Origin of the sequence: Bartonella sp. TP (assembly GCF_030406085.1) — a bacterium.
Lineage (GTDB): Bacteria > Pseudomonadota > Alphaproteobacteria > Rhizobiales > Rhizobiaceae > CALTWN01.
Map to the genome: position 1 here is coordinate 568,612 of NZ_CP129002.1, position 14,362 is coordinate 582,973.

Consider the following 14,362-nt stretch of genomic DNA (forward strand, 5'->3'; position numbering starts at 1 on the left):
TATTAATCTAAGCAATAGCATTATTAGATGGAGTAAAAATGCAGCCTCAATCTAGCGAAAATCTACAAAGCATAATCAAGCTTTTAAACAGCACTAAATTCACCCCAAACAGCATAGAATCGCGGCGCAAAGCCTTGTTTGAGCAACCTAAACTAGTCACCATTATAGGCGGCACTGGCTTTATAGGCAAGGCAATAGCAAAAAAACTTTGCAATTTGGGCTATCGCGTAGCAATTATAGCACGCAATACCCGCCGCGCTTATGAGTTAATGCAGTTTGGTGATGTTGGCCAGGTTCAATGCGTCTCTGCCAATATTTTGCGCCGCTCCAGCATAACATCGCTTATCCAGGGTTCTGCCGCAGTTATCTTTGCCGCCAATGGCAGCTCTTCTCATGGTGCCAACAGCTATCACAAGGTTAATGTCGAGGGTGCTAAATTTGTAGCAGAAATTGCACAAAAATTAGGCATAGGCTTTATCTATTTTTCTTCTCTACAACAAGCAGAATGCAACGCCAACGCGCAAGCCATAGCCAAGGCCTTTGGCGAAGATGCGGTGCGCCATGCTCATAATAGCCCTATAATATTACGCCCATCGCTAGTATTTGGCCCTGGCGACAAAACATTCACCCATTTGGCAAATCTAGCACGCTTTACAACTAGCCTGCCAGTATTTGGCAATAAAGACATAAGACACCAGCCAATTTATGTAGGCGATATTGCTAATTTTATTGCCTGGCTGTTAGAAAGTGATTTGCTAAATAATGTCATCGATGCGGCATGTTTCGAGTTAGGCGGACCAGAAAAACTCACCCAAGAAGAAATCATACAAACCATAGCAAAAACAATAAAACGTCCGCGCAAGGTAAAACATCTAACCCAACAAAGCAGCGCTATGCTCAGCGCCTTGCTCAGCTTTACACAAAACATTCCCTTTTGCACGCAGCTATTAAATAGGGCAGATGTTCAGGCCTTGTCTATGCCCAGCATGGTAAGCATTGAGGCAAAAAAAGAAGGGCGCATATTGCAAGCGGCGCAAATAGAGCAGCATAGCCTAGCAGCTATTACGCCATCCTATCTATGGCATTTACGCCCCTATGGACAATTTGCAGAAGACACAACGCCAGACTGGGCTAGATAAAATACTAGCCCTATCTAGCAGACGCCCTTAGCGCAATACAATCTTTGCACGGCGGTTTTGCGACCAGCAGCGCTCAGAACCACATACAGCAGCCGGGCGGTCCTTGCCATAAGACACAGTCTTAATCGTGGCTCTTGGTATACCAATCTGCATCAAATATTCTCGCACAGCGCTAGCTCTTTTTGCGCCTAGGGCGATATTATAGGCTCTGGTACCGCGTTCATCGGCATAGCCTTCAATCAATAATTTATGTGGGTGCTGCGCTATCCACTGTGCCTGCAAACGTAACAGATTCTTGCCTTCTTCATTTAGCGTTATAGAATCCAAGTCAAAATGTATTACATCACCTATTTGCGCGGTAAAATAGCTCTTATCTGCTGGCAAAACCTTATCTATCTTAACATCATAGCCACTAGTGCCTAGATTTTCGCCGCCATGGGCATAATTATCATCATATGGATTGGTCGGCCAGCTAAAATCTTTTACATTAACAGCTTTTTCTGCTTGTGTGGCCTGCAAAACTGGATTTTGCGCGGCGTCATAAGCCATGGGGTCATAGCCAGCATTGGTTCTAGCACAAGCGCTTAACCCCAGACACATAACACTACTATATAATAGAAGCTGAATTTTACTCTTTTGCATATTTTTCTCCTTTATTAACTATCACACAGAGCCCCGAGCCCCGGCCATGGCCACATAATGCATGGAAATTACTTGCCCCAGCGGAAATTTTATACGCTTAGGGGGATTAAATTGCTCCAACACCAACTCATATTCGGTTTTAAACAAATAACGCTTAATAAAAGCATGGGGCGCGTCGCTACCATTATCTTTTAATTGCACCACCACATAATCGCCGCGGCGAATAGGGTGCAGTGGGTCTATATAGGCTATCTCGCCTTCTTCATAGCGGGGCGACATCGAATCACCAACAATTTCTACGGCATAGGCACCCACGGTGTTGCTTAAGCTAGGTGGGCAAAGCACATCATATAAAGGCGAGCCATTTAGAATAAATTCCCCTTCGCTACCGCCCACAGCTTGACCATATACCTGCAATAGCGAGTGTTGCTCTAGAAAATCTACCCCTTGCTGGATAATAGCATTGCCATTTTCTACTACAGCATCCTGCCCTGCACACAACCAGGCCGTGCTAGTTTGCAGCACCACTGCTAATTTATCTAAGGTATCTATACGCGGACTAACCGATTTACCAACACGAATATTTCGTATAAAAGAATCGCTCAATCCAGCTTCCAGACAAGCCTGCCTTTCGCTTTTATGCAAAATTTTTAACCTGCTCTCTATCCTTGCCGCAATATTCATTTCTCAAAATTCTAATTTTTGACATTTATTAAAAATATCTTAAAAAATTTATACTCCAAAAAGCCGCATTTACCGGGGGATTTTTACAAATCGTCCCATTTTAGGAATTTTTTCCTTGCACAATGCGGTAAATTTACCTAATATGATTACAGCTTAGAGGAGTTGATTTTATACTCAGATATTTAACAAAGCTTTAACATAACTTAAGAGATCATAACATGGAAATAATAGAAAAAACAACCGAAACATGTAAAGGCAAGAAATTAAAACCAAGGGGCAGACCCAGAATCAAGGGCGCCTTACGCGAGCCAAATGGGCGAGTTTCGCGCGCCAAACACAACAGCGATGAGCTAGCTATAAAAATTCGCGCCCAAAAATTCAACTTAAGCTTTGACCAAGCAAAAAACCCACGCTCGCAAAGCTGGGTTGGTCGGCTGTCTTTTCTAGGCGCCGGGCGTGGCTTAAGCGAGCCGCAATATAAAGCTGCCGAGCATTATTTAAAATTATACAATAATTATCGCAAAGCAATTTTGTCCCCCGCCGCACATTACGACAATGAAACAGACCAAACTTACATAAAAGACGACGCAAGCTACACCCAATGGGCGATTAAAACAACCAGAAAATTTGAGCTAACCAACAAAGTAATCGAAGACGCGCAAGCAAAATATAGCTCTGAAAATCTCTTTGCTGCCATTCAATATGGCGTATTAGAAAATCTAGAGCTGCCACATCTTTTGGGCGCCTTGCGCATAAGCCTAAATGCCCTGCATCACCATTTTTTTCAAAATGCCTATTCTCCGCATATGCACAATACACCAATTAAACTTGGGGGTAAAAAATCAGCAAATCTTAGATTAGTCTTAAGCCGCGATAATTCATTTACGCCACAAACCAAAAGCAAAGCTAGCTAAAATCCTGCGCCGCACTAAGGTTTTGCCTTTTACGGCGCGCCAGCTTTTTTAGCCGCGCTCGGTAATACCGCCGCAAGGGAGTATAATTTTGCACAAACATACGCCAAAATAAAACTGGCATGGCGAAAATATGAAACATAGCAAATAAGGTAATTTCAGCAATTTTTGCTGCTCTTTTTGGCCCATAGCTACGTAAAGCAAAATAAACCAAGCGGCTAATAATAAAACTAACCCCAAGCCAGCCAGCCAAAAAGCACAAAGCAGTAGCAAAAACTAACTTAAAATCTATTACCGAAAAATAACCCCAACTATGCAGCAGCCAATTTGCCAAGCCCAAAAATGCTATAAACAAAAACCCATAAACGCCCAGCACGAATAGAATTAAAAAAACTAATGAAGCTATTATATTCATAACATAAATTTTTCCCTATTATAGGCGAAAATCCTCGCCCAAATAAAATCGGCGCACCTCCGGGTTAGCCACCAAAGAAGCAGCGTCGCCATGCGCCAGCTCTTTGCCCCCATGCATAATATATGCCCGGTCTACCATAGAAAGCGTCTCGCGTACATTATGGTCAGTAATTAAAACGCCAATATCCCGCTTTGTCAAATGCTTAATAAGTAGCTTTATATCACTCACCGCTAAAGGGTCCACGCCCGCAAAAGGCTCGTCTAATAGCAAAAATTTAGGCCGCAAAGCCAAGGCCCGGGCAATTTCAAGTCGGCGGCGCTCCCCGCCAGAAAGCGCAAGGGCTGGGCTATGCTTTAAATGCAATATTTTAAATTCTGCCAATAATTCATCTATCAAATCTTCCCGCTTACGCTTATTTTTCTCAATAAGCTCGAGCACCGCGCGGATATTTTCGCCCACATTTAACCCGCGAAAAATCGAGCTTTCTTGCGGCAAATAACCAATGCCAAAACGCGCGCGCTTATACATAGCAAAAGGGGTTAAATCATATTCATCCAACAAAATCTGCCCGCTATCGCTTTTTATTAGCCCGGTTACCATGTAAAAACTAGTAGTTTTACCAGCGCCATTTGGACCCAAAAGCCCAACCGCCTCTCCAGAGCCAACGCGAAAAGAAACGCCATCTACAGCCACGCGACCATTATAGGTTTTTCGTAAATCTTTTGCCCGCAATATAGCCATATTAATTACCCAAACTTATGCTAGCTTGCACAGCACAACTATCTAATTTCGTCGTACCATTTTTTACGTCCATTTGCAATTTACAGCCCCGCGCAATCTCGTTATTATGCTTTAAATATACATGGCCACTGGCAAATATTTTATCAACATCATGGCTAGCTTTAAGATAATGTAGCTGCATCATATCACTTTTTACAATATCCCCATGCAATTTTGCCATTACATGGCTAGAAAAATGCAATAATTGTAACATTGGCAAAATTCGCAACTCATCTGCTGTTATCGTTATTTTACCATATTTTTTGTCATCCAAGCTAAGCTGTATAGCCCCCGTAAATAGCAAATTTTTACCGCTATCTGATATCTGCAAGGCCTGGGCTGTTAGCTGCATCATATCATTATTTACCTTTACCCCGCCTGTTGATTGCAAAGATTTTGCAGCAACATCTATGCTAGCATTTGGCAAATTACCATAGATTTTGGCCCCTTCATTGTCCAGAGTCAGGCTAATCTGACCAGGCAAACGAAATAATCGCAAACTATCGTCATACACGCCCTCTTTGGTGCTAAGATCTAACCAGCTATTAGAACTTAAAATAAAGCGACCACTTATATCCTTAAGCTTGGTAACATGCTTATTGCTATAATCCTGCACAACCTCCCCAACATTAAAATCATATAACTCAGCTCCCCGGCTATAATCCTTGAGCTTAGCATCACGCATTAAAGAACTTTTATGCATACGTTGCAGCAGGCTTTTTTGCACAACAAACTCTGCCACCATGTGGCGCTTAATATAAGGGTAAAGCATCGCAGTGGCAAAAGCTACAAAAACCAGCACAGCGCAAACTAACAATAGCCAGCGATAGATTCGCACCCTTTTATTATGGCGTATAGCCTTGGCATATTGCTGGGAAAGAGACTGCATAAAACTTCCATTTGCATTTAGATATTTTTCTACTACAATAGCCCTATCGCCATTGCAGCTTTAATATATAGTAAGCTTAAAGGAGAGGCTATTGCTAAAATCACAATTGATTAAAATAATTACCAAAAAAAAGCCACATCTCACCCTTTACCAAGCCGAGCGTATAGTAGAAGTTTTTTTTGAAAAAATCTCTGAAACCCTAATGCATGGCGGCCGAGTAGAATTGCGTGGCTTTGGCGTGTTTTACACAAAAGCGCGCGCCGCCAAACAAGCAATGAACCCGCGCACGGGCGAAAAAATCCATGTGGGCCCCAAATTAGTACCATTTTTTCGCGTAAGCAAAGTTTTGGTAAAAACCCTAAATGAGAAATAAATGAAGCTAAAAAATATCATCTATACACTATTTTTGCTACCCATTAGTATATTTCTAATAGGCTTTATCTCTAGCAATAATCAAATAATTACTATTCATTTCAACCCCTTTGTGCAAACAAGCGCCACACTTAGCCTGCCCCTTTGCCTAGCCCTTATCGGCAGTCTTGCCTTGGGCTTTGTCTTAAGCGGTCTTATCTGGTGGATTAAGCTTTATGGCTATAAGCGCGAGTTTCGCAAATTACACAACAGCAGAAAAAACTTACAATTATTAGATGTTACAAAAGACTGACCTAGCGCCATTATTGCTAGAAACTTCGCCAACAAGCTTTTATAGCCTGCTCGATAGTGGAAATAAACTAAAATTAGAGCGCTGCGGAAATTATAAAATAATACGCCCCGCAGGGCAAGCTATCTGGCAACCGAGCTTAGATCGCAAGGCCTGGCAGGATATTGACGCAGAATTTACTGGAAATACCGAAGAAGAAGGCGTAGGCCGGTGGCATTTTCCCAAAAGCGCCCTGGCACCTAGTTTTGTTTTGCAACGCGGCTCTATGAAATTTCTTGGCCGCTTTACCTCTTTCAGGCATATTGGCTTTTTCCCCGAGCAAGAAGCGCATTGGTGCTTTATAGAAAAACTACTACGCGTAAAGCCAGGTGCCAAAACCCTAAATTTATTTGCCTATACCGGATTGGCCAGCCTTATTGCAGCAAATGCAGGGGCGCAGGTTACCCATGTCGATTCTTCAAAACGTGCCATTGCCTGGGCCAAAGAAAACCAAGCAATAGCTGGGCTAAACCATTTGCCAATAAGATGGATAACCGAAGATGCAACAAAATTTGCCCAGCGCGAAGCCAGGCGCAATAATAAATATGATTTAATTCTGCTTGACCCACCAGCCTATGGCCGTGGCAATAAGGGTGAAATTTGGCAATTATTCGAAGATCTACCAGCTTTGCTAAGCCTATGCCGCGAGCTGCTGGATAAAAACGGCCTAGGAGTTATCCTAACAGCCTATTCCATTCGAGCTTCTTATCTAACGCTACAGCGCTTAATGCAAGAAATTTTTGGCCAAGCAAATGTCGAATCAGGCGAGCTTATCTTGCGTGAAGAAAATACGAAGCGTGCCCTATCTACCTCACTATTTAGTCGTTTTATTATAAATCATGAATATAAAAACCATTAACAGCACCGCGAATCCTAGTATAAAAGCTTTAAAAACGCTGGCTTTAAAAAAATATCGTCGCCAAAGCGGATTATTTCTAGCAGAAGGGCTAAAGCTAGTGCTATCTGGATTGCAGCAAGGTTGGGAAATTTCTACTCTTCTCTTTGCCAATGCACAGGCAAAAAATGCCAATTTGCTAAATCAAACCATCAGCAAAAGTTTAGAGCAAGGCGCCCAAATAATTCAAACCAGCGAGGTGATATTAGGCAATATTTGCCGACGCGATAATCCACAAATGGTCCTGGCTAGCTTTAAGCAACGTTTGCATTCCTTGGCAAAATTTCAAGCAAAGGCGAATGAAACCTATCTAGCCTTAGACCGTATTCGTGATGCTGGAAATCTAGGCACAATTATCCGCACTTGCGATGCTACAGGCATAAAAAAACTAATATTAATAGGCGAAACTACCGACCCTTTTAGTGTAGAAGCAGTGCGGGCCACTATGGGGTCAATTTTTGCCATAGAGTTATATAAGGCAAGTGAAGAGGAATTTATAAATTTCATTAGCAAAAATAAATTTCATACCATCGGCACCTATCTAACCGCGCAAACAGATTATCGAAAATTAGATTATAATAATAAAATCAATCTATTATTGATGGGCAATGAAAGCCAAGGCCTGAGCGAAAACCTAGCCAAAAGCTGCCAGCATCTTGTAAAAATCCCCCAATCGGGCATGGCCGACTCGCTAAATCTAAGCATCGCCACCGCCCTTATGCTCTATGAAATAAAGCGTGATGTATTATGAAACAGCTATTTTTAAAAACCCCCTATATTATAATGCTCTTGCTAATAGACCAATATAGCAAAATAGCCATAACGCATCTGCTTGCCCCCGGCGAGGCAATAAACTTAACCCCATTTTTAGCATTGCATTATAGCCGCAATACTGGCATAGCCTTTTCTTTGCTAGAGCAAAATAGCGCTTGGCTGCTAAGTTTAAGCACAGGGGTGATTATAGCGTTTTTGGCCTATATGCTAGCAAAAAGCACGCACATCCTCAGCATAATCGGCTATGTGCTGATAATAGCCGGCGCTCTGGGCAATTTGTGCGACCGCCTGCGCTTAGGCTATGTGGTGGATTTTATCTATTTTCATGTGCCAAATATTTTTAGATTTGCTATTTTTAACCTAGCCGATAGTTTCATCACCATCGGTGCCCTGTGTATAATCATCCACGAAATGCTCAAGCCAAAAGAATAAACATAGCTTGACATGCTAAAAATATATTTGATATATGAAATTATTTACAAAATAAAGGTATTACTATGACGCAATCAGCAATCAAGGCGACCCTAGCCTAAACCAGTGGCTAGTCAAGCTATATGCCCTACGCGCTTTAAACTTTTTCGTTGCCTCCTTCACCGCTATTATATTTTGGGGCTTTTTTATTATTTGTTGCAACTATCCTGTGTATAATGAATCAATAGTTCTAGGTTCAGAACTAATAATAAATTACGTTATAGGGAGCATTATATGGTTCCGCCTAAGAAATATTTTACGTGATAAAATAGATTCGCTAACGACTAAAGAGATATTATGGTATAAAATAGTAATTCTATTCGTCGCGTGGTTTATTGTTAAAAATTTAGAAAAAACCAAAGCCTTTTACTATGATTCAAATAATGGCGAAGATGCGAATCGAAAAGCCGCTTTGTTATTATAATTAAATAAATTTGCAACCTTTTGCGAGTACAACCATATATATTAAAAAATATTAACAAAATTATACCCGAATCGGTTATATTATATGGATTATAACTTGAAGGAGTGATCATGCAAGATTTCAGCAATATTAGAAATATGAAAGTGGTTAGCGCGGATGCTTCCGTGGACCAAGGGTTGCGTAATTATATGGTAGGCGTTTATGCATTAATGGGCCTGGGCCTGCTAGTTACGGCACTTAGTGCTTATATTATCGCATCTTTAAGCATAGCTTCCAACCCAGCCACTTCCACACAAATAATCAATCTGGGCCAAGGCCAGGGTTTAGCCCTTACCGAATTTGGTCGCGCCCTTTATCTAAGCCCATTGCGTTATTTAATTATGCTAGCGCCGATTGGGGTGGTTTTTTTTCTTAGCTTTAGAATAAACAGCCTTAGCACACAGGCCGCGCGCGGTATTTTTCTGGGCTATGCTGCTTTGGTTGGTGCCTCGCTATCTTCTATATTTTTAGTATATAGCCAGGGCGCAATAGCACAGAGCTTTTTGCTAAGTGCTGCTAGCTTTGGCGCACTTTCGCTTTATGGCTATACTACAAAGCATGACCTTAAGCCGTTGGGTACATTTTTAATCATGGCCGTGTTTGGCTTAGTAATTGCCTCGCTGATTAATATGTTTTTTCATTCTGCCAATTTTCAATTTGGCTTGAGCATATTAGGTGTGTTAATTTTTGCTGGCCTTACTGCCTATGATACACAAGTAATAAAAGAATTTTACTATGCAGGTGACAATAGCGAAACAATGGGGCGCAAAATTGTAATGGGCGCGTTAAATCTTTACTTAGATTTTATCAATTTATTTGTATCTCTTTTGCAAATAATGGGCTCAAATCGCGACAGATAGCATGCCACAGATAACAATTGCCTCCTATAATATCCATAAATGCGTCGGGGTCGACGGTGTGTTCAGCCCCGAACGCATAGTGGCGGTTATCAAAGAATGCGATGCCGATATAATAGCATTGCAAGAGGTAGACAAACGCTTTGGCAAAAGGGAAACAGTAATAGACCCGATCTATTTGCAGCAAGAAACTGGGCTATATTATGCGCCATTAAAAACCAAAAAACCAGCAAGCCTAGGCTGGCATGGCAATGCAATATTCTACAAAAATGTTGAGCTTATTACCATTGAGCAAATAGAATTGCCAGGCCTTGAACCCAGAGGGGCACTATTTGCTATTTTTAAAAAACTGGGCATTTGTTTTTGTGTTATCTCAGCCCATTTTGGCCTGCTACACAAAAGCCGCAAAGACCAGGTAAAAACTATCTTAGAGATATTTGAGCGCAAATATGCCATGCCCAGCTTTCTGATTGGCGATTTTAATGAATGGCGCAAAAATGCACGCTCGTCCCTGCATTCCTTAACCGACCATTTTCACCTACATCCCAGCCACAAAGCCAGCTTTCCAGCACGGTATCCTATTTTTAGCCTAGACCGTATTTTTGCCTCTAAAAAAGATATGCTGCTCTATACTTCTATTCATAATAGCAAACTAGCCAAAACAGCTTCTGACCATTTGCCAATCAAGGCAAGGGTGCATTTGCAGCCATCTACGCAGCAACCTATAGAAATAGATGCTATGGCTAGCTAATGCGCACTATCCCAATTTTGGCCCAAGCCGATTTCTACATTTAACGGCAGGCTTAGCTCTAAAATCGGCTGCATTGCCTCTTCCATAGTTTTTTGAATAGTCGCCGCACTGGCTTTTTCATCACCCTGCTCTACCTCGAATATCAATTCATCATGTACTTGCAATAGCATTTTTGCACTACAATTTGCGGCTGCCAAGGCAGCGGGCATTTTTATCATAGCCCGCCTTATAACATCTGCTGCGCTGCTTTGAATGCGAGCATTTATCGCAGCGCGCTCCAAATTTGCCCGCAGGGCACCTTTAGCACTGGCTAAACTACTGTATAAAATCTTACGCCCAAAGAGATTAGTAACATAACCATATTTATGAACAAACTCACGCGTTTGCTGCATATAATCCTTAATTTCACTAAATTGTTCAAGATAAGTTTTAATATAGTTTTGTGCCTCTACAGCCGAAATTTGCAATTGCCGTGACAAGCCAAAAGAAGAAATGCCATAAATAATACCAAAATTAATAGCCTTTGCTTGGCGTCTAATTTGTGGTGTTACTTGAGTTAGCGGAATATTAAAAATCTTGGCCGCTGTAAGGGCGTGAATATCTTGGGCCTGGGCAAAAGCCTGTAGCAAGGGTTCAACCTTGGCAATATGGGCGAGCAAACGCAGCTCTATTTGATTATAATCGGCAGACAACAAAATCTTACCCTCTGGCGCTATAAAAGCCTGGCGTATTTTTCGTCCAGCAAGCGTACGTATGGGGATGTTCTGCAAATTTGGCTCGCTAGAAGCTAACCTGGCTGTAGTAGTAGCCGCCAGTAAGTAATTGGTATGTACCCTATCTTGCGCGTCGGCACATTTTGGCAAAACATCGCTATAAGTGGTTTTTAGCTTATTTATTTGCCGCCATTCTATTATGGCATTTGCGATTTCATAGCCATTTGCCGCTAATTCTTCTAAGACTTTTATATCGGTAGATAATTGGCCAGATTTAGTTTTTTTACCCGAGCCCAGTAATAATTTGCCAAATAATATTTCTGACATCTGTTTTGGCGAGGCTAAATTAAATTCTTGCCCAGCTAAGTTATAAATTACCTTTTCTAGCTCTGCAGATTTGATAGCAAATTGTGCCGAAAGATCAGCCAAAAGCTGAATATCTATTTTTACTCCCGCTTGCTCCATATCGTACAATACGCGGATCATTGGTTTTTCTAAACTTTCATAAATATAATTTTGCTGCTCTGCTACCATCCAAGGTCGCAAAAGCTGATGCAATCTATAAATTTGCGTAATTACTGGTAAATCAGCTTTTGCTAAAAAGCGCGTATTTAGAGCGGCTAGATCACATTTTGCACTAGTGTTAAGCACATAGGCCATGAGCATAACATCATCATAATACTGCAAATTTATCCCTGGGCCAAATTTTTCTTGCCATAATGATAGTTGAGATTTTATATCATGCGAAATTTTTAAAATCGCTTCATCTTCTAGCAAAACCCGCATTTGCTGCGCATCACAAATATCATAACCAAAGCTATAGGCTTGCTCTTCATCAAGGGCGATGTAAATAGTGTCCGCATTACAATAAATGGCAAAGACTAAATTCTGCTGTATGGCGCTAAATAATTTAGTTATTTCCTCAGCAGTGGCAAGATCAATAGATTCTGCTGGCAGGTTTGTATATTTTAGCTGCAAGCTCTGCACTAAGCTCATAGGGGTGGCAGGCGCATCTTCTGCAGTTTGTTCTTCTGTTGCTGATGCTTTTTGCCACTTAACATCAATTTCACAAGCATCAATCGCTTGCAAATCGATATCATTATGGCTGGCAATACGTCGGCATAGAGAATTCAGCTCTAGGCCCTTTAAAAAACCAATTAGCTCGCTATCTTGCCAACCAATTATAATAAAATCTTCTAAATTTTGCTCTAGCTCAACATCGCGCTTTAAACTTACCAATTGCTTAGAAAGAAAAGCTTTTTCCTGGCCCTCTTGCAATTTCTTTAACAAAGATTTTGACGATATCGCCTCTAAATTAGCATAGATATTTTCTAAATTGCCATAAAGCTGCAGCAAGCTAGCGGCCGTTTTTACTCCTACCCCTTTTACTCCTGGTACATTGTCACTAGAATCGCCAATTAGAGCCTGTAAATCAACCATTTGCTCGGGGCCTACACCCCATTTTTCCACTATCTGCTCTCTATTTATCGTTTTATCTTTTGCGGCATCATACATACTAATATTATTATCAACCAGCTGGGTTAGATCCTTATCGCTAGAAACGATAGTAACCTTGGCCCCCTGAGCTGCCGCCTGGGCAGCATAGGTAGCTATTATATCATCAGCCTCCATACCCGGTTTTTCGACCATGGCAATATTAAAAGCAGCAACGGCTTTACGAATTATCGCAAATTGCACAATAAGATCGCCCGGCGGTACTGGTCGGTGACTTTTATATTCCGGATATAATTGCTTTCTAAAAGTATCGCTAGAATGGTCAAAAATTATCGCCAAATGCGTTGGCCTATGCTGCAACGCAGTAGCCTTAATGTCACAAAGAAACTTATATAGCATATTGCAAAAGCCAGCTACGGCACCAATTGGTAGCCCATCTTTTTTTCGCGTTAGCGCTGGCAAAGCATGATAAGCGCGAAAAATATAGCCAGAACCGTCAATTAAACATACATGACTATTTTTGTTTAGATTCATAATATCGCTCCCACAGTGAATTTGCCCCTAGCTGCTTTACAAACTCTCTATGCTGGGCAATTTCTGCCAAAGATAATGCTTTTTTTGCTCTGGTATTTATTTGCTCTTTTATCTCTAGCCATGCTGCTTCATCTACTGGGCGCTCGCCAAAAATATCCATGCCTATCTGACGTGCATCAGATAATTCTACATATATTTCTGCCAATAGCTGGGCATCTAATAGAGCACCATGATAAACCCTTTTGCTATTATCAATATTATAGCGCGCGCATAAATCATCTAATTTATTAGGCTGATTAGGAAATTTCTGCCTGGCCAGGCTTAAAGAATCTATCAAACGCTCATTGTCGATTTTTGGTAATTTCGCACGCCGTAATTCTTCATTAAGAAAGCCCAAATCAAAAAAACCATTATGGGCTACAATATTATGGCTACCAATAAATTCTAAAAAACTCAACGCGATAGACTGAAAATTAGGCTTGTCCTTAACAAATTCATCGGTAATGCCGTGAATTTTTACTACTTCTTCTGGAATATGGCAACCAGGATTTATATATTGATGATATTGGTCAATTTCTACATAATCTAGTAATTTAACACAGCCAATTTCTACAAGCCTATCGCTACGCTTGTCCAGCCCTGTAGTTTCGGTATCAAGAACTATTTCTATCTTACCCTTTTGCATAATTTTCTATTTCCATCACGCCTAATATTGCATTTATCTGCCGCTCTGCATATTCTAGGCTACCGGAATTATCTATTACATAATCAGCAAGTGCAATTTTCTCTACAGAGTCCATCTGCAACGACAATATTCTATTTAATTTTTCTTCGCTCATACCAGCGCGAGATAAAGCCCGCTTGCGCTGCTGCTCTGGCGTTGTGGTTACTACTATAACTGCTTCTATTTCATAGTCACCAATTTTTTTAACGGCGCCATTTTCAAAATACAACGCCATATCTATTACGCTAATCGGCGATTGCTTTTTTTGCTCTTGCTCTAAAAACTCTATTTCATTGAGCCGAACATAGCTATGAATCAATTTTTCTAATTTTGCCTTAGCCTCAAGATCATATAAAATATATTGACCCAATTTTTGCCTATTAACCACGCCATTTTCTATAACATCGCCAAACATACAGGCTATTTGCGCTACAATAGCTGGCGTTTTATATAATTCATGCACACAAGAATCGGCGCAAAATACTGGAATGCCCTTAGAGCGCATTAAATTAGCTATGCTGGTTTTTCCCATTGCTATAGAGCCAGTTAATATAGCTACTTTCAT

At 41.1% G+C, this 14,362-nt stretch carries 17 protein-coding genes; 9 read left to right on the forward strand and 8 right to left on the reverse strand.

Annotated features, from left to right (window positions below; translation table 11 throughout):
* Positions 1 to 38: 38 nt before the first annotated feature.
* Positions 39 to 1,139, forward strand: coding sequence for an NAD-dependent epimerase/dehydratase family protein (locus QVL57_RS02820; RefSeq protein WP_290077351.1), 1,101 nt, complete (start codon positions 39 to 41; stop codon positions 1,137 to 1,139).
* 27 nt (positions 1,140 to 1,166) lie between these two features.
* On the opposite strand, the gene QVL57_RS02825 is transcribed toward QVL57_RS02820, so the two are convergent.
* Positions 1,167 to 1,781 (reverse strand): OmpA family protein, encoded by a 615-nt coding sequence (locus QVL57_RS02825; protein WP_290077353.1) that lies wholly within the window; start codon positions 1,779 to 1,781, stop codon positions 1,167 to 1,169.
* 21 nt (positions 1,782 to 1,802) lie between these two features.
* On the reverse strand, positions 1,803 to 2,465 hold the full coding sequence (locus QVL57_RS02830) for an XRE family transcriptional regulator (protein WP_290077354.1): 663 nt from the start codon (positions 2,463 to 2,465) through the stop codon (positions 1,803 to 1,805).
* A 218-nt stretch (positions 2,466 to 2,683) separates the two neighbouring features.
* Here QVL57_RS02830 and QVL57_RS02835 point away from each other — a divergent pair, with 218 nt between their 5' ends.
* Complete coding sequence (locus QVL57_RS02835; RefSeq protein WP_290077355.1) at positions 2,684 to 3,379, forward strand: hypothetical protein; 696 nt, start codon at positions 2,684 to 2,686, stop codon at positions 3,377 to 3,379.
* Here the strand turns inward: QVL57_RS02835 and QVL57_RS02840 are convergent.
* Genes QVL57_RS02840 through QVL57_RS02850 form a run of 3 tightly spaced genes read right to left on the reverse strand, consistent with a single transcriptional unit; the run spans position 3,372 to position 5,460 of the window.
* Positions 3,372 to 3,791 carry a hypothetical protein gene (locus QVL57_RS02840; RefSeq protein WP_290077357.1) on the reverse strand — a complete coding sequence of 140 codons (420 nt, stop codon included), beginning with the start codon at positions 3,789 to 3,791 and terminating at the stop codon, positions 3,372 to 3,374. The two genes, QVL57_RS02835 and QVL57_RS02840, sit on opposite strands and share 8 nt — an antisense overlap.
* 18 nt (positions 3,792 to 3,809) lie before the next feature.
* Positions 3,810 to 4,532, reverse strand: a complete 723-nt coding sequence (gene lptB / locus QVL57_RS02845) for an LPS export ABC transporter ATP-binding protein (RefSeq protein WP_290077359.1) — start codon at positions 4,530 to 4,532, stop codon at positions 3,810 to 3,812.
* 1 nt (position 4,533) lies between these two features.
* A complete protein-coding gene (locus QVL57_RS02850; protein ID WP_290077361.1) occupies positions 4,534 to 5,460 on the reverse strand; it encodes a hypothetical protein in 927 nt (308 codons plus the stop codon).
* Between the two features lie 91 nt (positions 5,461 to 5,551).
* Here QVL57_RS02850 and QVL57_RS02855 point away from each other — a divergent pair, with 91 nt between their 5' ends.
* The 7 genes from QVL57_RS02855 to QVL57_RS02885 all read left to right on the forward strand — a co-directional run bounded on the left by QVL57_RS02855 (position 5,552) and on the right by QVL57_RS02885 (position 10,371).
* Positions 5,552 to 5,833 (forward strand): HU family DNA-binding protein, encoded by a 282-nt coding sequence (locus QVL57_RS02855; protein ID WP_290077362.1) that lies wholly within the window; start codon positions 5,552 to 5,554, stop codon positions 5,831 to 5,833.
* The gene (locus QVL57_RS02860; RefSeq protein WP_290077365.1) at positions 5,834 to 6,124 is read left to right on the forward strand and encodes a LapA family protein; all 291 of its coding nucleotides are present in this window, start codon (positions 5,834 to 5,836) and stop codon (positions 6,122 to 6,124) included. It abuts the gene before it with no gap.
* On the forward strand, positions 6,108 to 7,019 hold the full coding sequence (locus QVL57_RS02865; RefSeq protein WP_290077366.1) for a class I SAM-dependent methyltransferase: 912 nt from the start codon (positions 6,108 to 6,110) through the stop codon (positions 7,017 to 7,019). Before QVL57_RS02860 ends, QVL57_RS02865 begins: the two co-directional genes overlap by 17 nt.
* Positions 7,000 to 7,806 carry an RNA methyltransferase gene (locus QVL57_RS02870; protein ID WP_290077367.1) on the forward strand — a complete coding sequence of 269 codons (807 nt, stop codon included), beginning with the start codon at positions 7,000 to 7,002 and terminating at the stop codon, positions 7,804 to 7,806. The genes QVL57_RS02865 and QVL57_RS02870 overlap by 20 nt, the downstream gene beginning before the upstream one ends.
* Positions 7,803 to 8,261, forward strand: a complete 459-nt coding sequence (gene lspA / locus QVL57_RS02875) for a signal peptidase II (protein WP_290077368.1) — start codon at positions 7,803 to 7,805, stop codon at positions 8,259 to 8,261. The genes QVL57_RS02870 and lspA overlap by 4 nt, the downstream gene beginning before the upstream one ends.
* 573 nt (positions 8,262 to 8,834) lie before the next feature.
* A complete protein-coding gene (locus QVL57_RS02880; RefSeq protein ID WP_290077369.1) occupies positions 8,835 to 9,623 on the forward strand; it encodes a Bax inhibitor-1/YccA family protein in 789 nt (262 codons plus the stop codon).
* A gap of 1 nt (position 9,624) precedes the next feature.
* Positions 9,625 to 10,371, forward strand: a complete 747-nt coding sequence (locus QVL57_RS02885; RefSeq protein ID WP_290077371.1) for an endonuclease/exonuclease/phosphatase family protein — start codon at positions 9,625 to 9,627, stop codon at positions 10,369 to 10,371.
* Here the strand turns inward: QVL57_RS02885 and QVL57_RS02890 are convergent.
* The 3 genes from QVL57_RS02890 to coaE are packed head-to-tail and all read right to left on the reverse strand — an operon-like array spanning position 10,368 to position 14,362.
* On the reverse strand, positions 10,368 to 13,073 hold the full coding sequence (locus QVL57_RS02890; protein WP_290075571.1) for a DNA polymerase I: 2,706 nt from the start codon (positions 13,071 to 13,073) through the stop codon (positions 10,368 to 10,370). The genes QVL57_RS02885 and QVL57_RS02890 overlap by 4 nt on opposite strands.
* A complete protein-coding gene (gene dnaQ, locus QVL57_RS02895; protein WP_290075572.1) occupies positions 13,054 to 13,758 on the reverse strand; it encodes a DNA polymerase III subunit epsilon in 705 nt (234 codons plus the stop codon). Before dnaQ ends, QVL57_RS02890 begins: the two co-directional genes overlap by 20 nt.
* Positions 13,745 to 14,362, reverse strand: a complete 618-nt coding sequence (gene coaE / locus QVL57_RS02900; RefSeq protein ID WP_290075574.1) for a dephospho-CoA kinase — start codon at positions 14,360 to 14,362, stop codon at positions 13,745 to 13,747. Before coaE ends, dnaQ begins: the two co-directional genes overlap by 14 nt.